The organism is Mycobacterium asiaticum, assembly GCF_001673315.1.
In the GTDB taxonomy this organism is placed as follows: Bacteria; Actinomycetota; Actinomycetes; order Mycobacteriales; family Mycobacteriaceae; genus Mycobacterium; species Mycobacterium asiaticum_B.
Genome location: NZ_LZLQ01000009.1, coordinates 1 through 19,228 on the forward strand (window position 1 = coordinate 1; position 19,228 = coordinate 19,228).

Genomic DNA, 19,228 nt, shown 5'->3' on the forward strand with positions numbered 1-19,228 from the left:
TCCCCAAGGCGTTCGATGCGGTGATCGCGCGCGGCATGGCCAAAAAGCCCGAAGACCGCTACGCCAGCGCCGGCGACCTGGCCCTGGCCGCGCACGACGCGCTCAGCGATCCCGACCAGGACCACGCCAGCAACATCGTTCGCCGCAGTCAGGAAGCTACTCTGCCCGGCCCTCCCACGCCGGGCTCGCCACTCACGATGCCGGCAACGGTCGCGGCTTCGCCGCCCGCACCGCCGATTACGCCGCCGCCGTCCCCGCGCCCCCCGGTACCGCAGTACGGCCCGGGCCAGTCGGGGCCGTTGCCGCAGCAACGCCCGGCAGCACAAAGCGGGCCGCCCGGTTGGGGGCCGGCGAGCGGCCCGATTCCCAGTCAGAGTCCGCCGCCGCCCCAGTATGGGAGTGGCGGCTGGGGTGGTGGTCCGCCCGGTGCGCCGTTGCCGCCGCAATCCGGCGGGCCGTGGCACCCGGGTCAGCCCCAGAAAAAGCGCAACCCGTGGCCCATCGTCGCCGCGGTGGCCGTCGTGCTGGTCCTTGTCGTGGGCGGCTTGGGTATCTGGATGGCGACTTCTCCGGACCACAAGCCCAAGAAGAAGCCCATTTCCGTGGAGCGGTTGAACTCGCTGCTACTGAGCGCGTCGGAGATCAACACGGTGATGGGGTCAGCGACGATGACTCCTGGCAAAGCCATCACCACGGTGGATTCCACCGCGATGTCCCTGTCGGTTCCAGACTGCCAAGGTGCGATGTACACCAGTCAGGGTGCGGTCTACGCCGGAAGTGGCTACACCGGGATCAGCGGGCTGGTGTCGTCCGAACCTGGCGACGACTACGACCACTGGGTGAACCAGGCCGCGATCAGCTTCCCCACCGCCGCCAAGGCCGACGCGTTCCTGGACACCTCGCTGCGCAAGTGGAAGGGCTGCGCGGGCAAGACGGTCACGGTCACCAACAAGGGCAAGACCTACCGCTGGACGTTCCACGAGGTCGAAGGGGCTCCCCCAGAAATCAGCGTGCTGGATGTGCAAGAGGGCGCCAACGGATGGGAATGCCAGCGGGCAATGGCGGTGGCTAACAACATCATCGTCGACGTCAACGCCTGCGGTTATCAGATCACCGACCAGGGCCGCCGGATCGCCGACAAGATCGTCACCAAAGTCGACAACGAGAAATAACCCACGGCTAATCGGACAGATCGGGGCCCTGCGCCCGCAGATCGTCGACCGCCGACATCGCGGTGCGCAACTTGGCCAGCCACTCTTCGGTGTGCTCGCCGACCAGCTTGACCGACCAGGCGAGGGCGTCGGCACGAGACCGCGCGACGCCGGCGTCGACCAATGTGTCAAGCACCTGACGTTCCGGTTGTTTGAGGCGCGTCATGACCGGCGCTGCGACGTGGGTGAAGAGGATCCGCTTACCGCCTAGCTCCACGCCCCAGGAAACCTTGCGCCCGTATCGGTGCTGGGCTTCCTCGGCAATGGCCATCCGCTCCGCGCGGCTTTCCTCACGGAATCGCGACACTCGACCTTCCGCGCGAGCAGGGCTCTCTTCCTTCTCCTCGCCCTCACCGGCCGCCACCGCCGCCAATCTGCCGACCACCGTGATTTCTTCCCGGTCGACGATGACCGTCGGGTCGCCGTCGAACCAGTTCTCGGGTAACCGTCCCGCGAACCACTCCGCGGCCCCGCTCGCGTCGGGTTGTTCTGACTGTTGCCAACCGCCGGGTCGTGCGCCGCGGCGACCATGGTGATGTATCTTCATGATTACATGATTACATCGTTACAGTGTGATCAAAAGTCTTTTTCGCCGTCGGCGAATACGCGGGGTCCGCCGAAGCCAAGAACCGTTGCCATCGGGCCAGCGCAGTTGTATTTTTGGTAGCGAAGCAGGCCCGGAAGCGACCGCATCTCAAGAGCCGGAAGACGGGGTAAAAACCGGCCGCGTCAGACCCGCGCAAGACGGAGTCAGCAACGCCCCCGCAGAGTCGCGCCGGGCCTGCCTATGCGTGTGTGGCCCGCGGTTAGCCCGAGCTACCGCGCCGCACGCGGAACAGCTTCGATTCGCCCTTGATGCCTTTGAGGCGTCGACCGCCGACGAACGACCAGTCGAAGTGGCTGCCGTCATCCGCCCCGTCCTCCAGGGTCTCCTTCACTGACTCGGCGACAAGCACCGTCCCCGGCCGGGCCGCGCCGGTGACCCGGCTAGCCGCATTGACCGGACTACCGAACCAGTCACCGGCGCGGCTGACCGCCATACCGGACGCGACCCCGGCTCGAAGCCGCGGGAATGCGTCGTCGGTGTCCACCACCTCGACCAACTTCAGGACGGTGTCCAGCAACGGCGCCGGTTCCGGGCAGATAAGCATCACCGCGTCGCCGATCGTTTTGATGAACCGGACCGGCGGCGCGGTCAGGTCTCGGGCCATGTCTGCCAGTCGGCCGGCGAGATGCCCCAACTCCTCAGGCGAGACCACCTCGCCCAGTTTGGTGAACCCGACCAGGTCGGCGAAGGCGACGGTGACCGGTCGGGCGCCCGGCAACGGCTTGCCAGCGGCCCGCTCGCCGGCGTTGACCGCTTCGGTCTCCATCATGTGTCGCAGATGCAGCAGCAACATGTCCCGAATCATCGGCCCCAGCAGCGGTTCCAGCTCGCTGACCAGCGCCTTTGATCCCTGCGCGATCTGCAGTTCGGTGGCACCGGGTTGCAGGATGGTCGCCAGCGCGGCATACCGCATGACTTCGGCAGCGTGGGACAGCCCGTCGGAGAGCACCCGAACCACGGCCACCACCTGATCTGGATGGACTCCCAACTCGACGAACCGCTGCGCGTAGGCGGCCGCCTCGCCGTCGGCGCGCATATGGATGGCGGCGTCGGGATCGTCCACCGCGGCCAGCCCGACGGCACGCTGGACGCGCTGCAGCAGCTCCAAATCGATGCCGTGGCTTTCGCTGATCTCGCGGGAGGACACGTAGCTGCCGTCATCGCCGATCAGGCGTCGAGAAGCCAGCAGCAAGGGCGGGTTACTCGCCTGGATCTCCTGGGCGGTGACACCCTGCTGAAGCAGCCACTCCACCAACTCCGCGCGCTCGGCGCGCGCCGAACCCTCCAGGCCTTCCAAGAGGTGCTCGATACTCGGGTCTGCAGCGCTGTCCAGGTGATCTGCCACGCGTCCAACGTTAGAACGGTGATTGGCCGATCGGCGAAGTCAGGACACCGGTGGTCGCCGGTGCGCCCACGGTCTGGCCGCTTCGATCTGTGCAGACAGCGACAGCAGGGTGGCCTCGTCGAAGGGGCGGCCGACGAGTTGGACCGACATGGGTAGTCCGTCGTCGTCGAAGTCCCATGGCACCACGGCGGCTGGTTGACCGGTGAGATTCCAGATCTGCTGGTACGGGACCCGTTGGGCGACCAACAACAGCGTCGACACCCCGCCGCGGCGCTGATAGGCCCCGATCCGCGACGGCCCGGCGGCGGTGCCAGGGGTGACCACCACGTCGACATCGTCGAAAATCGACTGGATCCGGGCGTTCAGCCCCACCTCTGCCTCGCGCAGCCCCGCCATCCGCCGGTCGGAGAAGTACGAACCCAGACGGGCAATGGAGCGGGTGCGCGCTTCGAGCAGTTCCGGATGCGCCTGCGCGTCCGCATCGTCACAAATCCCGCGCAGAAAACGGGGCAGATAGTTTGCATACAGCGAAGGCGGATAGTGCGGATCCCGGACGACCACATCGTGGCCGAGATCGCGCAGCAATGCGCCCGCTTGTTCGACGGCTATCGTCTGCGCCTTGCCGACGCGCACCGGCATCGGCGTCGGCACCTTGGTGCTCAAGGCAATTCGCAGCGGGCCAGGGTCGCGTGTGGCTGCGTCGGCGAACTCCCTTTCCGGGCCTGGCACCGTCGTTGTCGCGTCGAGCATCAGCGCCGCGTCCAAAACCGACCGCGCGATCGGGCCATTGACGCTCAGTCCCTGCCAGGCGCCGTCGTGCGGCTCCAACGAGATCCGGTCGCGCTGCGGCTTCAACCCGAACAACCCGCACCACGTAGCCGGGATGCGGATCGATCCGCCGCCATCGGATCCCAGCGCCGCCGAGGCCAGACCCGCCGCGACCGCAGCCGCGCTGCCCCCGCTACTACCGCCCGGCGTGCGACGAGGATTCCAGGGATTGCGGGTGGCGCCGAATGTCAACGACTCGGTGAAAGGCATGATCATCAACTCCGGCACGCTGGTCTTGCCGATAATCACAGCGCCCGCCGCACGGAGCCGTCGGACCACCTCGGCGTCGTCGGTCACCGCCGGACCATGCGCCGCGCTGCCGTACGTGGTCGCCTCGCCGGCCACATCGACGTCGTCCTTGATGGCGATCGGCACCCCCAGCAGCGGGCGTCGCTCGCCGGCGTCGAGACGCCGCTGGGCGATCTCGGCCTCCCGGCGAGCACCGTCGTAGCGCACTACGCGGTACGAGCGCAGTTCGCTGTCCAACCGCTCGATCCGCTCCAGATAGACCTCGAGCAGCACCGGAGCGGTGACTTCACCGTCGGCCAGCATTCGCGCCTGTTCGGCCGCGCCGGCGAACGCGAGATCCCTAGGGTCCACTGCCGCAGCGTATCCCGCTGCGCCGAAACGCCCGCGCCGCCCAGTACGGTGGCCGTATGTCCTGCGTGTTCTGTGCGATCGCGACCGGCGAGGCCCCGGCTATCCGGATTTTCGAAGACGACGGCTATCTGGCGATCCTCGACATCCGCCCGTTCACCCGCGGCCACACCTTGGTGGTCCCCAAGAAACACAGTGTCGACCTGACCGACACTCCCGCGGAGACGCTGGCAGGGATGATCACCATCGGCCAACGCATCGCGCGGGCGGCCCGTGCGACCGAACTGGCCGACGCGACGAACATCGGGATCAACGACGGCCGCGCGGCCTTCCAGACGGTGTCTCACATTCACCTGCACGTGCTGCCCCGGCGCGAAGGCGACAAGCTGTCCGTCGCCAAGGGTTTGTTGCTGCGCCGCGACCCGGACCGGGAAGAGACCGGGCGGATCCTGCGGGACGCGCTCGCCGGCATTGATGCGGGTCAATAGCCGGATTACCTGAGTTGGATCCCCGCCAGTAGTGCCGCGGGAGCGGCGAACAGCGGTTTATCCTGAGTTGGGCGCGCGGTGGAGCACCCTTCTACTTCGCCGAGGTGTGTGCGTGCGAGCTGGAGCGGGGACATGAAGCGCTGGATGGTACGGCCGTACCCGCTGCCCGGGCTGACGAAGGGGATCAGCCTGGCCGTGATCGGCGGATACGGTGTGGCGGCCGCGCTGGTGGCTGCCTCGTCGTCGTTCGGCTGGCAGGGGCCGTATGCGACCCGGCCGGTCATCCAGGTGGTGACGTTGGTCGGCCTCGCGTTCGCCGTCGGCTGCACCGGACGAGCGGCCTGTCACGCGCGTGGCCGGCGCAGCGCCGGATGGCTGGCCCTGTCTGTGGCCCTGGCGGGATGGGTTGTGGGAGAGGTCATCTGGGCGGTTTATGACGTACGCCCGGAGCTCGACCACGCTAGCCATCCGGCGGCAGGCGAGATCGTGCTGCTGCTCTACCCGCTCGGCGCGTTCACATCGTTGCTCTTGCTGTCGGATCCTGTTGGTCACAACATGCGGCGGCTGTTCCTCGACGGCGTCATCGTCGCTACTTCGCTCTTTGTCGCGTCCTGGGTATTCGTCCTCGACCGGCTGCTTCGCGAAGCCAGTACTTCGGGACTCACCACGGTCGTGCACATCTTCGCCGATGTGTCGCTGATGACCACTGCGATCCTGGCGTTGTCGCGCGGACGGCCCGGTGGGCGGCGCAGTGTGAACCTGGTGGCCGCCGCAGTCGTGACCATCGCTGTCGCCGACACCTTGGTGGTGTTCCGGACCGGAGTCGGGAGCTACCACACCGGCGAGCTTGTCGACGTGAGCCGATTGGCCGGGTTGGGCATGCTGGCGATGGCCGGCCTGATCAGCGTCAACGAAACTGCGACAGCACCCACGCGACAGATCAGTTCCCGGCTGCGCCTGTGGTTGCCCTATATACCGCTGCTGCTGGCGGCAGCGGTCGGGCTGGGCCACGCGCTGCGTCTGATGCGGCACGGACCGTTGCTGCTCGGGGCGGGAATCCTGGTGGTGGCGGTACTCGCCCGGCAGTTCGTGGTACTCGTCGAAAACCAGGGACTACTGACCGAAGTAGCACAAGAAGCCTTTCGGGACAGTCTGACCGGCCTGGCCAACCGCGCCCACTTCCTGCACGACCTGGAGCAGGCCGTCGCCCGTCGCGGCGCGGACGCCGCCGCGATCGCGGTGATGTGCCTGGACCTGGACAACTTCAAGTCGGTGAACGACGCCCTGGGGCATCCGGCCGGCGACGAGCTGTTGGTGCGCGTGGCGGGACGGTTGACCACGGTCTTGGGTGAGGCGGGGACCGTCGCGCGGCTGGGGGGTGACGAGTTCGCCGTTCTGATCGAAGGTCCGGTGGAAGCGTCACAGGCGGCGGCCCAGCGGGCCCTCGAATCCTTCGATGTCCCGATAGTGATCGACGGCGTGCCGTTGGCGGTCCGGCCCAGCATCGGGTTCACCGTGACCGCGTCCGACTCCAATTGCACCGTCGACGAGCTGCTCCGGCACGCAGACCTGGCCATGTACGCCGCGAAACGTGAAGGCGGCCAATGTATTCGCAGCTTCGTGCCGGATCTGCCGTTGCCCTATGCGCTGCCGGAACTCACCGAATCCGCGATTGCCGAATTTACGGCCGGACCGGACTTGGACGCCAAATCGGACCTCGAGAGGGGATCGGGCTTCAAGACGGAATCGGACTTCGAAACGAGACTGGACTTCAAGACCAAACTGGAGAACGAATTCGACAGCGGACGAATTCACCGGGGCGCCTTCGGTTCGGTGACCGACTCGGCCAACGCGACTGCATTGGCACGCACCATCAAGCCGCTGGCAGCCACGCCCAAACCGCGCATCGAGGACGCATCCGACGCGCCACCCGATGTTCGATGGCCGCCGCTCGGGATCTGGATCTCCTTGGCTGTGTTGGGAATTGGGGTGCTCGTCTTCGTTTCGTCCTGCCTGCTCAATCCGCGCGCCGATCACAGCCAGTTCTTCGCCGATATCCTGTACCCGGGGCTGAATCTGTTCGCCGCGGCCCTGATTGCGATCCGCGCGTACCGCGTCAAGGCCGACCGCGCGGCGTGGACGGTCATCGCGGTCGCCATGGTGTCCTCGGCGCTCGGCGACGTCCTCTATGCGCAGTACGTGCCGGACGGCCAATCCCCGTCCATTGCGGATCCGGCATACCTGGCGTTCTATCCGCTCGCCTACGTCGGCCTGCTGCTGCTGATGCGGACCCGGCTCAAGCGGGTGCCGGTGCCGGTTCGGCTGGACTCCTTGATTTGCGCGTTGGCGATGGCCGCTGTGGCCGCGGCACTGACGGCCGGGCCCATCCACGCGGCCACGGTCCGAACGCCCGCCACCGTGCTGGTAGGGCTGATCTATCCATGGGGCGATCTGGTCCTCACCGCCCTGGCCGCAGGAATGCTGCCAATCCTCGGCTGGCGCAAAGAGTTTCGCTGGGGTCTGCTGGTGGCCGCCTTTTTGTTGATCGCCGCCGCGGACACCGCGTACCTGTTCGAGACCTCAGCCAGCGAATACCGGGTCGGCACCATGCTCGATGCGTTCTGGCCCGCCTCGTCCTTGCTATTGGCGATAGCCAGTTGGGCGCCTTGGTCATCGGTGCCGCCGCTGCCGAGGCGCGGCCTGGGTTCGTACGTGGCACCGGTCGCGTGCACCATCGTGGCACTGGCCGTCACCGCATTGGGCCGCAACTCCTCAGTCGCGCCGACGCTGGCAGCGCTGAGCCTGATCGCGGTGGCGGCTCGGTTCTCGGTGACGTTCCGCGAAGTGAGCATCCTGGCCGAAACCCACCGGCACGCCATGACCGACGAGTTGACCACGCTGCCCAACCGCCGCTCGTTGGCCACCGCACTCACAGAGGTGCCCGTAGCTGCCCCCTCGGGTCCGGTCGTCGGACCATCCCTGACCCCCAGGGGGCCGGCCCGCCGAGCGTTGCTGCTGCTGCAGCTGCACGAGTTCCGCGAGATCACCGATTCGCTGGGTTATCACTTCCGTGACGAGTTGTTGTGCCAGATCGCCAATCGCCTGTCCCAGAACGTGCGTCGCGATGACCTGCTGGCCCGGGCCGGTGACGACGAGTTCGCCGTGCTGCTAGCCGAGGGTGCGGACCTGATCGCGGCGCGCGCGCAAGCGGGTCGGTTGCTGGAGGCGCTGGGCGAACCTTTTGCGCTGGACCCGATGACCGTTGAGGTTGACGCGCGGATCGCCATCGCGCTCTACCCGGACCACTGTGACCACCCCCAGGAACTGCTGACCCGCGCCGAGATGGCCCTCCCCCACGCCCGGTCCGCGAAAGGCAAGATCGCCGTGTACGACTCAGATTTCGAGTTGTATCGAGACAATGATCCTAATCTCATCGAGGAACTGCGCGCTGCGCTCGTCGAGGGTTCCGAGCTGACGTGTCACTACCAGCCCAAGATCAACGCCGCCGACGGCAGCGTGCACAGCGTTGAGGCGTTGTTGCGCTGGCACCATCCCAACCGCGGCCTACTGCTACCCGAAGAGTTCCTGCCGGCGGCCGAACGGGCGGGCCTGATGCGCAAAGTGGCCAACCGGACCGTCAATCTCGCTCTGGCGCAGGCCCGGTCGTGGCGCGATCAGGGCATGCCGCTGATCGTCGCGGTGAACCTCTCGACTACCAATCTGCTCGACCTCGACTTGGTCGGCACGGTCGACCAGCTGCTGCAAACCCACGGTCTGCCGGCCAGCGAACTGATCATCGAGATCACCGAGAGCACGCTCGTAGACTCGGCGCGCTCCCGCAACACCGTCGCCGCGTTGCAGCGCCTCGGGGTGCGTATCTCGTTGGACGATTACGGCACTGGCTGGTCGTCATTGGCGCGGCTGCAAGACGTTTCGGTCGACGAACTCAAACTCGACCGGGTGTTCGTGGCCCGCCTTGCCCAGGATCCGCGTTCGGTGGCGATCGTGCGGTCCACCGTCGCGCTGGCCGCGAATCTCGGTGCTGATCTGGTGGCCGAGGGTGTGGAAGACGAGCTGACGCTGCGCGCGCTCCGACAGTACGGCTGCACGATCACCCAGGGGTACGTGCACAGCCCGCCGTTGCCGGCTGATGACCTACAGCGCTGGATCGGCGGCCGCGCGCTCGCTGGCCCACCAGCCCGCAGCGTGAACGAATAGATCAGAAAAGTTCTTTTGCCAGCAATTCCAGCGTCGTCACCCGGGCCGGTGCGGTCGCGGGATCGGTGCCGCGGCGGGCCGATGCGACCGGATGAACCATCACCTCGTCGACGTCGAACCGCTCGGCCAGTGCCCGCACCTGGTCGGCGGCCTCGGCGGGTGAGCCGACGACGGCCCGGGCCAACCCGCTGTCCACGATGTGCTGCTGTTGCGGGGTCAGCCTGGCAAGTTGGGCGTCCTCGACGAGCTGCACCGGTCCCAACGGCTGCCCAGTGCGCAACCGCGCCATCATCTGCAGATTAGGCAGCATCAAATGCGTTGCCTCATCGTGTGTTTCGGCGACAACGGCGTTCACCGTCAGGAATGTCACCGGCTCGGATGCCAGGTCGCCGGGCCGGAAATTGGTGCGATAATGCTCCAGCGCCTCCTCGGTGCCCTGACCGGAGAAGTGGTGGGCGAACACATACGGCAAGCCCTTGGCGGCGGCCAGATGCGCGGAGTACATCGAGGACCCCAGCAGCCACAACCGTGGTTCGCTGGCCGCCGCGGGGGTCGCCTTCAAGGTGTAGTCGCCCGAACGCAACGGCACCCGGACACCGCGAGTACCCATCAGCGCAACCACATCGTCGAGGTATTCCGGGAAGTTCTCGATGTCGCGGTCGTCGCGCCCGCCGCGCAGCGCATAAGACGTGACCGGGTCGGATCCAGGAGCGCGGCCGATGCCCAGGTCGATGCGACCGGGCGCGGCGGCCTCCAGCAGTGCGAACTGCTCGGCCACCGCGAGCGGAGCGTGGTTGGGCAACATCACCCCACCGGACCCGAGCCGCAACTGAGCGGTTTGCGCGGCCAGGTAGGCGATCAGCACCGGCGGGCTGGTGGCGCCCACCGACGGCATGTTGTGGTGTTCTGCAACCCAGTAGCGCGTGTATCCCAGCCGGTCTGCGGTCTGCGCAAGCGACACCGTGGCCGCCAACGCGTCCGCCGTCGACTGGTCGGATCGCACCGGAACAAGATCAAGAACTGAAAGACGCACGTTGTCACCAACAAACCTGACGGGGAGAACCTTCCCTCAGTAGTTGAGCGGCTTATCAGTAGTTGAGCGGCGGATCAGTAGTTGAGCGGCGTAATCGAGTTGACGATGAGTTTGAACTGTTCCTGCGAGATCGGCGCACCACCAGGGATGTTGTCGGTCGCCAAGAACTGCGTGCGCTCGGTGTAGCCGTGGAATCGCCGGAAATAGTTGGTAAAGGCCAGCCCGTGGTCGACCGCGCCGTCGTAGGTCGCCACCTTCAGTTCGCCGGCCAGGATGTAGCCGCCGAGGAGGGCCACGCTGGTCCCCTGGCCCGCCAACGGCGAGCAGCAGTATGCGGCGTCGCCCACCAGCGCCACCCGCCCGATCGACCAGTGATCCATGATGATCTGGGACATCTCGTCGAAGTAGAAATCCGGCGCGGACCGCATGTACTCCAGCAGTTGCGGGCGAACCCATCCGTCGTCGGCGATACGGCGTTCCACCTCGGCGAACTGGGCCGCGGTGTCGCGGTAGTCGACCCGCAGCTCGGTGTCCATGAAACCCAGCATCGCGCGGGCCTCGGTGTTGTTGCGCGCGCTGTAAACCCCGGCCATGCTGGCGTCACCGTAATGCCACATCTGCCAGTGGTCGAGGTCCAGGAAGTTGGGCACGGTGAAGATCGCCGCGTGTGTCCCCAGCCGCTTGATGAACCTTTCTTCCGGACCGAAGACCAGTCGGCGCACGTTCGAATGCAAGCCGTCGGCGCCGATGACCAGATCGAAACCGGCCGCCGGGGCGCGCTCAAAGCTGACCTGCACCGCCGGTCCCAGATTCTCGATGGCCGCGATGCTGTCATCGAAGATGAATTCGGTGGTCGACCGACTCGCCTCGTACAGCAGTTCGACGAGATCGTCGCGCAGCAATTCGATGTCGGGATTATCGATCAGACCGCCCGTCGGCGTGGATTGCGTGTCGCGGGAAAGCTCATTGCCGTCGCGATCGACCACCGAGGCGCCCCGGATGCGCGTCTTCTTTTCTTCCGCCGCGGCCAGCAACCCCATCCGGTCCAGCACAGTCAGCGCCGGACCCCGCACGTCGATGGCCTGACCGCCCGGTCGCAGCCCTGCGTGGCGTTCCACTACGGTGACTGAATAACCGTGTCGGCCAAGCCAATAGGCAGTCGCTAAACCGGCGACGCTGGCGCCGGACACCAAGATGCTTGTCAACGAGCGAACCCTGTCCTACTCGATTCCCGCGAGCTGCTTCGCCTGACGAAAGATGTCGTCGAGCATTGCCGGAGTCAACCTACCGGTGAACATATTCTGCTGACTCGGGTGGTAACAGCCGAGCAATTGGACGCCGGACGGCAGGGGCGCCACCACACCATGGCCGAACTTCGGCTTGCGGATCCCGGCTGCCACCGGCAAGCCCAGCGCAACCTGCCAGCCGAACCCGCCCAGCGCGACGATAACGCGGACATGATCGGACACCAGGTGCCATTCGGCGGCCAGCCACGGCGAACACGTCGTCCGCTCGACGGGGGTCGGGGCGTTCGCGGGCGGGGCGCAGCGGACCGGTGCCGAAATTCGAATCTCGTTGGGCGCCAGCCCATCAGCCGCGTCGACGCTGGTCGGTTGATTCACCAGCCCGGCACGGTACAGCGCCGCATACAACTGATCGCCGGACCGGTCACCGGTGAACATCCGTCCGGTCCGGTTGGCGCCGTGCGCGGCCGGCGCCAGCCCCACGATGAATAACCAGGGCCGCTCTGATCCCCAGCCCGGCACCGGGCGGCCCCAATAAGGCTGGTCGACGAAGGCCCGGCGTTTGACAACCGCAACCTCTTCACGCCAGCTGACCAGCCGCGGACATGCTCGGCAGACGCTCACCATGGCGTCGAGTGCGGGAATCGAACGTGCTGTCTTTGCGAGCGCGGCGACCCGGGCGGCGTCGGCCGCCACCGGGGTGCGCGGGGTGGCCGGATCACCTGGCCAGCCACTGCCCGGGGCAACCGGCGAACCGAATGCCTGACCGGTATTCGGATGCATGAGCACACGAACATCCTGCATTCCAAACCGGACCGCGCAAAAATCGGTGGTTCGGGCTCGGTGTTTGGCGCTACATTCAGCCGCGATATCCGATGAGAAACAACAGTCGCGTCCCGACATATCTGCTCCTGTTCGCCACCCTGATGTCGTGTGCGGGCAACGGCATCTCGCTTGTCGCGTTCCCGTGGCTGGTGCTGCAACGCCAGGGCAGCGCCGGTCAGGCGTCGATTGTGGCGGGGGCGACGATGCTGCCGCTGCTGTTCTCGACGCTGGTCGCCGGGACCGCGGTGGACTACTTCGGGCGCCGCTGGGTGTCGATGGTTTCCGACGCGCTCTCCGCGGCGTCGGTTGCCGCCGTCCCGGTGATCGCGTGGGCATTCGGCACCCAGAGCATGAATGTCGCCGTGCTCGCGGTCTTGGCTGCCTGCGGAGCCGCATTCGACCCGGCCGGAATCACCGCCCGCCAGTCGATGCTGCCCGAGGCGGCGGCCCGGGCGGGCTGGTCGCTGGACCGCACCAACAGCATCTACGAGGCGATCCTCAACATGGCCTTCGTCGTCGGGCCCGGGGTGGGCGGCCTGATGATCGCGACAGTGGGCGGTATCGCCACCATGTGGGTCACCGCCGCCGCATTCGGGTTGTCCATCCTGGCGGTTGCCGCCCTGCGGCTCGAGGGCGCGGGCAAGCCGGACCAGGCAACGCGGCCCGACGGCCTGGTGTCCGGGGTCGCCGAGGGGTTGCGTTTCGTCTGGAACCTGCGGGTGCTGCGCACGCTGGCACTGATCGACCTGACGGTGACGGCGCTGTATCTGCCGATGGAAACGGTGCTGTTCCCCAAGTACTTCAGCGACCGACAGCAACCCGCGCAACTGGGCTCGGTCTTGATGGCACTCTCGATCGGCAGCCTGCTGGGCGCGCTCGGCTATGCGCTGCTCGCGCCGTATGTCTCGCGACGGAGGATGATGCTGACCGCGGTGCTGAGCTTCGGTACCGCGACGCTGGTGATCGCCTTGCTGCCGCCGTTGCCGGTGATTTTGGTGCTGTGCGCGTTGATCGGGTTGGTCTACGGCCCAATTCAGCCGATCTACAACTACGTCATGCAGACTCGGGCGCCGCTCCATCTACGCGGACGAGTGGTCGGTGTCATGACTTCGATGGCCTACGCCGCCGGTCCGGCGGGGCTGCTCCTGGCGGGTCCGCTGACTGATGCAGCCGGGCTGCGGGTGACGTTTTTCGCGCTGGCGCTGCCGATCGTGGTCGTTGGCCTGACCTGTATCCGGGTGCCGTCGTTGCGGGAACTGGACCGAAAGGCGGAACTGGTCACCGACCCCGCGACGTAGGATCGGCCGGGTGGAAAGCGGTGTGCTGGCAAACCTGATTGCCGATCTGCCCGAGGGAATGGTCATCACCGATCCCGCTATCACCGACGGCTACCGCCAAGACCGGGCTCTGGACCCGTCGGCCGGAAAACCGCTGGCCGTGGTGCGGCCGTACCGCACCGAGGAAGTGCAGACCGTGTTGCGCTGGGCAGCAGCAAATCGGGTGCCGGTGGTGACCCGGGGTGCCGGCAGCGGACTGTCCGGCGGGGCGACCGCGGTGGACAACGGGATCGTGTTGTCGACGGAGAAGATGCGCGACATCACCGTCGACCCGGTGACCCGCACCGCGGTGTGCCAGCCCGGATTGTTCAATTCCGAGGTGAAGAAGGCAGTCGCCGAATACGGCCTGTGGTACCCGCCCGACCCGTCGTCGTGGGAGATCTGCAGCATCGGCGGCAACATCGCCACCAATGCCGGCGGGTTGTGCTGTGTGAAGTACGGCGTGACCACTGATTACGTGCTGGGCATGCAGGTGGTGTTGGCCGACGGGACCGCGGTGCGCCTGGGTGGGCCGCGACTGAAGGATGTGGCCGGGCTCTCGCTGACCAAGCTATTCGTCGGCAGCGAAGGAACATTGGGCGTCGTCACCGAGGTGACGCTGCGGTTGTTGCCGGCGCAGAATGCGTCCAGCATCGTGGTGGCGAGTTTTGCCTCCGTGGAGTCGGCGGTCGATGCCGTGCTGGGAGTCAGCGCGCGACTTCGGCCCTCGATGCTCGAGTTCATGGATCAGGTGGCGATCAACGCCGTCGAGGACACGCTACGCATGGACCTGGACCGCACCGCGGCGGCCATGCTGGTGGCCGGATCCGATGAACGCGGGCGCGGCGGCACCGAAGACGCCGAGCTGATGGCCGCGGTGTTCGCCGAAAACGGTGCTGTAGAAGTGTTTTCGACCGACGACCCGGATGAGGGTGAGGCGTTCGTGGCGGCCCGCCGGTTCTGCATTCCGGCCGTCGAAGCCAAAGGATCGCTGCTGCTGGAAGATGTCGGAGTTCCGTTGCCCGCCCTGGGCCAGCTGGTCACCGGCATCGCACGCATCGCCGACGAGCGAGACCTGATGATTTCGGTGATTGCGCACGCCGGGGACGGAAACACCCACCCGCTGCTGGTGTTCGATCCCGCGGATGCCGCGATGGCCGAACGTGCTCAGCTGGCCTACGGCGAAATCATGGACCTGGCCGTCGGATTGGGCGGCACCATCACCGGCGAACACGGCGTCGGCCGGTTGAAGCGGCCGTGGTTGGCGGATTATCTCGGGCCCGAGGTGATGGACCTGAACCGGCGGATCAAGGATGCGCTCGATCCGCTCGGGATCTTGAACCCCGGGTCGGGCATCTAGTCCTTCGGCTTGTCGCGCGCCGGCGCCGACCGTCGGCGCCGACCGTGGTGGCGCCGACCGTGACGCTATCTTCACGCTCCGTGGCGAGCGTGAAGCTATCTTCACGTTCGGCACGGTCGGCAGGGGCGGCAGGGTCGGCACGGTCGGCAGGGGCGGCACGGTCGGCATGGGCGGCATGGGTTGACAGCGGCCTATGACTGTCGTATGCATGAGACATGACAGCCGTAGTGTCTCAGCCGGTCAAGTTTCAACTCGCCACTGCCGAGACATGGCCGAAACCCTGGCCGATGTACCGAGCCCTACGTGATCACGACCCGGTGCATCATGTCGTGCCTGCCGACCACCCCGAACACGACTACTACGTGCTCTCGCGGCACGCCGATGTCTGGGCGGCGGCGCGCGACCACGAGACGTTCTCGTCCGCACAGGGCTTGACGGTCAACTATCGCGAGCTGGAAATGATTGGGCTGCAGGATAATCCGCCGATGGTCATGCAGGACCCACCGGTGCACACCCAGTTCCGGAAGTTGGTGTCGCGGGGCTTCACCCCACGCCAGGTGGAAGCCATCGAGCCCAAGGTGCGCGAATTCGTCGTCGAACGAATCGAAATGATCCGTGCGCGCGGTGCCGGCGATATCGTCACCGAGTTGTTCAAACCACTGCCGTCGATGGTGGTAGCGCATTATCTAGGTGTGCCCGAGGAAGATTGGGCGCAATTCGATGTGTGGACGCAGGCCATTGTGGCAGCGAACACGGCCGACGGCGGCATCGCCAACGCCCTGGAAACCGTGGGAGATGCCGTCGGCACGATGATGGCGTACTTCACCGCACTGATCGAACGACGCCGAACCGACCCCCAGGACGACACCATCTCGCACCTCGTTGCGGCCGGAGTCGGTGCGGACGGCGATGTCGCCGGCATCCTGTCGATCCTGGGCTTCACGTTCACCATGGTTACCGGCGGCAACGACACCGTCACCGGAATGCTCGGTGGCTCAATGCCGTTGCTGCACGAGCGGCCCGACCAACGGCAGTTGCTGCTGGACGACCCTGACTTGATCCCGGACGCGGTCGACGAGTTGCTGCGGCTCACCTCGCCGGTGCAGAATCTGGCCCGCACCACCACCCGTGACGTATCGATCGAAGGCACCACCATCCCGGCGGGCCGCCGTGTCCTGCTCCTCTATGGGTCGGCAAACCGCGATGAACGCCAATACGGCGACAACGCCGGCGAATTAGACCTCACCCGCCGTCCGCGCAACATCCTCACCTTCAGTCACGGTGCGCACCACTGCCTGGGTGCGGCCGCGGCGCGGATGCAATCACGCGTCGCACTCGGCGAATTACTCAGCCGCTGCCCCCATTTCGAAGTCGACACGGCCGCTATCGTGTGGTCGGGCGGCCCGTACGTCCGCCGTCCGCTGTCGGTGCCGATCCGGATACCGGCCTGATGCCAGGTGACTGGCTTTCCGACCGCCGCAACGAGGTTGCGGCGGACCGGATCCTCGACGCCGCCGAACAACTCTTCACCGACCGCGATCCGGCAACCATCGGCATGAACGAAATCGCCCGCGCCGCCGGGTGTTCCCGCGCGACGTTGTATCGGTATTTCGAGAGCCGGGAGGCGCTGCGCATCGCCTACGTGCACCGGGAGACGCACCGCCTCGGACACCAGATCCGCCAGCAGATCGACGGGGTGCGGGACCCGCACGAACGGTTGATCGCCAGCATCACCGCCACGTTGCGCATGGTCCGCGAGAGCCCCCCGCTGGCGGCCTGGTTCGCCGCCACCCGTCTTCCGATCGGGGGTGAGCTGGCCAGGCACTCCGACGTCATCACCGCGCTGGCGACGGCATTCCTCAGCTCACTGGGTCCCGACGACCCCGCGATCGTCGAGCGCCGGGCCCGCTGGGCGGTGCGGGTGATCGTCTCGCTGTTGATGTTTCCCGGCCAGAACGAAGCGCAGGAACGGTCGATGATCGAGGAATTCGTGGTGCCCGTGCTGACGCCGAGCAGTCGCAAAAACCCTAAGCTCGTTCCGAAATAACGAGTGGCCGTGTCCGCTTGGCAGAAGTGCCACACTCAACTTGCGGCGCGCGGACCTCGGGTGACGTCGTTCGCTGCGGCAAAGGCCGTCATAATGTCCCCGGCGCGCACCGCAACGTTGGAAAGTAGCGACGAAGCCAAGCCGTGGGTGTGTTCGACCGAACCATTCAGGAAAATGTCTCCCGGCGCACCCGACTTCGCGACCAGACGGTAATCCCGGGTGACGACGGGCCGCCCGGTCGAGTCGAATTCGTAGAGGCTGGACGTCTTGCCCAGAAAACTCTGGATATCCAAAGGGGCATAGCCCGTCGCATAGATCACCGCGTCGCAGTCCAGGGTTTGCCGCTCATGAGTGATCAGATGCGAGACCGTCAGCAACACGCTGTCAGAATTCTCCTGCGCGGCAACGACTTCGGATGCGTTGTGCACGAACAACCGTTGGTTGCCGCTCACGCGCTCAGCATATCCGCGCGAATACAGGTCCTCGATGAGTTCCAGATCGACCGCCGAATAGTTGGTCGAGCGGTGATAATCGAGGAACCGCCGGCGCAACGGTTCGTCGGCCGCATAGAAGTCGTCGACGGCCGAGGGGTCGAAAATGCGGTTCGCATAAGGGTTGTCGTCGGCCTGACTGTATCCATATCGGGCGAACACCGCATGAACCTCGACGTTGGGATACTGCTGATGCAGGAAGCCAACCACCTCCGCCGCACTCTGGCCGGCACCGATCACGGCAAAGCGCTGGAACACCGCAGGGGGCAGCGCGGCCAGTCCGTCGAGAAGCGTGTGGCTGTGCCACTGTCGGGCCGTGTTCTCAACCCCGTCTGGCAGCACGGGCCGCAAGCCAGTACCGAAAACCAATGCCCCCGCGTGGATTACCCAATCGGAGGCGGTGCGCACCACGAAGCCCGACGCGTCGGAGCCCACTTCGACGACGCGCTGCCCGTAGCGCACATCTGCCGCGACCCGGGCCGCGGCCCACTCTAAATAATCGTGAAATTCCAGCCTGCTGGGGAACATCGTGTGCCGACCGATGAATTCGACAAGCCGGTCCCGCTCGTTCAGATAATTGACAAAGGAGAAGTCGCTCTGCGTATTTCGCAAAGTCACCAGGTCTTTGAGAAAAGGCACCTGCATCCGGGCCCCCGGCAACAACATCCCGCGGTGCCAGCCAAACCGCCGCTGTGCTTCGGCGAATACCGCGTCCACACCCAGCTCCGCCAGCGCGATTGCCAGGGCAAGATTCGACGGTCCGAAACCGATGCCGAGCAGAGCCGTTCGTTCAGGTGTGGGCATGCGAGCGTGTCAGCCGTTCCAGGTACCGTTCCTGCATCATCGACCGATTGATCAGCACCACGAAGTCGGCCATGTCGAAATCCGGATCGTAAGACGGCTCACCGCATATCATTCCGCCGACCCGCAGCGATCCCTGCACCATGGGCGGCACCCGCACCCGGCCCGGAGCGGGCAACTCATCAAGACTCAATCCGTTGACCCGCACCGGATTTCGCGGAGTCACCCGGTATTGCGGCGGGGCCGGACGTACCCGGAACGCTATATCCCGGACCCCGCGCACCAATGCCCCCCGCGGCCCACCGTCCTCCATCCGGACCGACAGGCATCCCACTCCCCACACGTGTCCGGTGATTTCCTGATAGCGCAGGATGCCCGCCCACAGCAAACCCATCACCGCTCCGTTGCGATGCTCGGCGTGCACGCTGGCCCTGCCGAGCTCGACCAGACTGGAACGTAATTCGTTGACACCACCGATGTCGAAGATGGTGTCGGCGAATATGCCGCCGGCAGCCTTCGCGCCGTCCGGGGGTAACAGCCGGTAGCATCCGACGACCTGTCCGGTCCCAACGTCCTTGCACAACAGGTGGTCGCTGTAGGGATCGAACTGGTCGACGTCGATCATCTGTCCGGTCAAGGGCCCGCGAACGGCCTGCGGCAGAGTCGCGCCCATCTCCTCGGCAAACGTCAGATAACGCAACCGCTGCGCGGCCTCGATGTCTGCCGGGTCCGTCGAGATCATTACGGCATAGCGGCCGGCATCGGTCGCGGGAATCAGGATCGCGTCACCCAACATGGTATTGCGCAGACTACCCCG

14 protein-coding genes and 1 pseudogene are annotated in these 19,228 nt (G+C 66.1%); 7 read left to right on the top strand and 8 right to left on the bottom strand.

Annotation, left to right across the window (positions count from 1 at the left end):
- A partial coding sequence (locus tag A5636_RS00390; RefSeq protein WP_172827123.1) for a sensor domain-containing protein occupies nucleotides 1-1,172 on the top strand: 1,172 nt, incomplete at its 5' end.
- A 7-nt stretch (nucleotides 1,173-1,179) separates the two neighbouring features.
- Here the strand turns inward: A5636_RS00390 and A5636_RS00395 are convergent.
- From A5636_RS00395 to A5636_RS00405, 3 genes are all read right to left on the bottom strand, one after another.
- Entirely contained in the window at nucleotides 1,180-1,758 is a 579-nt protein-coding gene (locus tag A5636_RS00395) for a hypothetical protein (protein ID WP_065156728.1), read from the bottom strand.
- A gap of 259 nt (nucleotides 1,759-2,017) precedes the next feature.
- A complete protein-coding gene (locus A5636_RS00400; protein ID WP_065156729.1) occupies nucleotides 2,018-3,163 on the bottom strand; it encodes an adenylate/guanylate cyclase domain-containing protein in 1,146 nt (381 codons plus the stop codon).
- A 39-nt stretch (nucleotides 3,164-3,202) separates the two neighbouring features.
- Nucleotides 3,203-4,591, bottom strand: a complete 1,389-nt coding sequence (locus A5636_RS00405) for an amidase (protein WP_065156730.1) — start codon at nucleotides 4,589-4,591, stop codon at nucleotides 3,203-3,205.
- 56 nt (nucleotides 4,592-4,647) lie between these two features.
- Here A5636_RS00405 and A5636_RS00410 point away from each other — a divergent pair, with 56 nt between their 5' ends.
- Both A5636_RS00410 and A5636_RS26985 read left to right on the top strand, forming a co-directional pair.
- Nucleotides 4,648-5,076, top strand: coding sequence for an HIT family protein (locus A5636_RS00410; protein ID WP_065156731.1), 429 nt, complete (start codon nucleotides 4,648-4,650; stop codon nucleotides 5,074-5,076).
- A gap of 144 nt (nucleotides 5,077-5,220) precedes the next feature.
- On the top strand, nucleotides 5,221-9,294 hold the full coding sequence (locus A5636_RS26985; protein WP_437339778.1) for a diguanylate cyclase domain-containing protein: 4,074 nt from the start codon (nucleotides 5,221-5,223) through the stop codon (nucleotides 9,292-9,294).
- Nucleotide 9,295: 1 nt separating this feature from the next.
- On the opposite strand, the gene A5636_RS00420 is transcribed toward A5636_RS26985, so the two are convergent.
- From A5636_RS00420 to A5636_RS00430, 3 genes are all read right to left on the bottom strand, one after another.
- A complete protein-coding gene (locus A5636_RS00420; RefSeq protein WP_065156733.1) occupies nucleotides 9,296-10,327 on the bottom strand; it encodes an LLM class flavin-dependent oxidoreductase in 1,032 nt (343 codons plus the stop codon).
- A 74-nt stretch (nucleotides 10,328-10,401) separates the two neighbouring features.
- On the bottom strand, nucleotides 10,402-11,532 hold the full coding sequence (locus A5636_RS00425) for an FAD-binding protein (RefSeq protein ID WP_065156734.1): 1,131 nt from the start codon (nucleotides 11,530-11,532) through the stop codon (nucleotides 10,402-10,404).
- Between the two features lie 15 nt (nucleotides 11,533-11,547).
- Nucleotides 11,548-12,375, bottom strand: coding sequence for a uracil-DNA glycosylase (locus A5636_RS00430; RefSeq protein WP_065156735.1), 828 nt, complete (start codon nucleotides 12,373-12,375; stop codon nucleotides 11,548-11,550).
- Nucleotides 12,376-12,446: 71 nt separating this feature from the next.
- On the opposite strand from A5636_RS00430, the pseudogene A5636_RS00435 reads away from it, so the two are divergent.
- The 4 genes and pseudogenes from A5636_RS00435 (at nucleotide 12,447) to A5636_RS00450 (ending at nucleotide 17,119) form a co-directional block, all read left to right on the top strand.
- A pseudogene (locus tag A5636_RS00435) lies at nucleotides 12,447-13,732 on the top strand (MFS transporter).
- Nucleotides 13,705-15,072 (top strand): FAD-binding oxidoreductase, encoded by a 1,368-nt coding sequence (locus A5636_RS00440; RefSeq protein ID WP_065156737.1) that lies wholly within the window; start codon nucleotides 13,705-13,707, stop codon nucleotides 15,070-15,072. Before A5636_RS00435 ends, A5636_RS00440 begins: the two are co-directional and overlap by 28 nt.
- Nucleotides 15,073-15,287: 215 nt before the next feature.
- Complete coding sequence (locus tag A5636_RS00445) at nucleotides 15,288-16,523, top strand: cytochrome P450 (RefSeq protein ID WP_065156738.1); 1,236 nt, start codon at nucleotides 15,288-15,290, stop codon at nucleotides 16,521-16,523.
- Nucleotides 16,523-17,119, top strand: coding sequence for a TetR/AcrR family transcriptional regulator (locus A5636_RS00450; RefSeq protein WP_065156744.1), 597 nt, complete (start codon nucleotides 16,523-16,525; stop codon nucleotides 17,117-17,119). The genes A5636_RS00445 and A5636_RS00450 overlap by 1 nt, the downstream gene beginning before the upstream one ends.
- Nucleotides 17,120-17,154: 35 nt before the next feature.
- Here the strand turns inward: A5636_RS00450 and A5636_RS00455 are convergent, their stop codons facing one another.
- On the bottom strand, nucleotides 17,155-18,414 hold the full coding sequence (locus A5636_RS00455) for a lysine N(6)-hydroxylase/L-ornithine N(5)-oxygenase family protein (RefSeq protein ID WP_437339777.1): 1,260 nt from the start codon (nucleotides 18,412-18,414) through the stop codon (nucleotides 17,155-17,157).
- The gene (locus tag A5636_RS00460; protein ID WP_065156739.1) at nucleotides 18,401-19,207 is read right to left on the bottom strand and encodes a GNAT family N-acetyltransferase; all 807 of its coding nucleotides are present in this window, start codon (nucleotides 19,205-19,207) and stop codon (nucleotides 18,401-18,403) included. The genes A5636_RS00455 and A5636_RS00460 overlap by 14 nt, the downstream gene beginning before the upstream one ends.
- Between the last annotated feature and the right edge of the window lie 21 nt (nucleotides 19,208-19,228).

Bases quoted from the DNA above. Each gene is read 5' to 3' on its own strand.
- A5636_RS00395 (WP_065156728.1), bottom strand. From the start codon at position 1,758: ATGAAGATACATCACCATGGTCGCCGCGGCGCACGACCCGGCGGTTGG.
- A5636_RS00410 (WP_065156731.1), top strand. From the start codon at position 4,648: ATGTCCTGCGTGTTCTGTGCGATCGCGACCGGCGAGGCCCCGGCTATC.
- A5636_RS26985 (WP_437339778.1), top strand. From the start codon at position 5,221: ATGGTACGGCCGTACCCGCTGCCCGGGCTGACGAAGGGGATCAGCCTG.
- A5636_RS00430 (WP_065156735.1), bottom strand. From the start codon at position 12,375: ATGCAGGATGTTCGTGTGCTCATGCATCCGAATACCGGTCAGGCATTC.
- A5636_RS00445 (WP_065156738.1), top strand. From the start codon at position 15,288: ATGACAGCCGTAGTGTCTCAGCCGGTCAAGTTTCAACTCGCCACTGCC.
- A5636_RS00450 (WP_065156744.1), top strand. From the start codon at position 16,523: ATGCCAGGTGACTGGCTTTCCGACCGCCGCAACGAGGTTGCGGCGGAC.
- A5636_RS00455 (WP_437339777.1), bottom strand. From the start codon at position 18,414: ATGCCCACACCTGAACGAACGGCTCTGCTCGGCATCGGTTTCGGACCG.
- A5636_RS00460 (WP_065156739.1), bottom strand. From the start codon at position 19,207: ATGTTGGGTGACGCGATCCTGATTCCCGCGACCGATGCCGGCCGCTAT.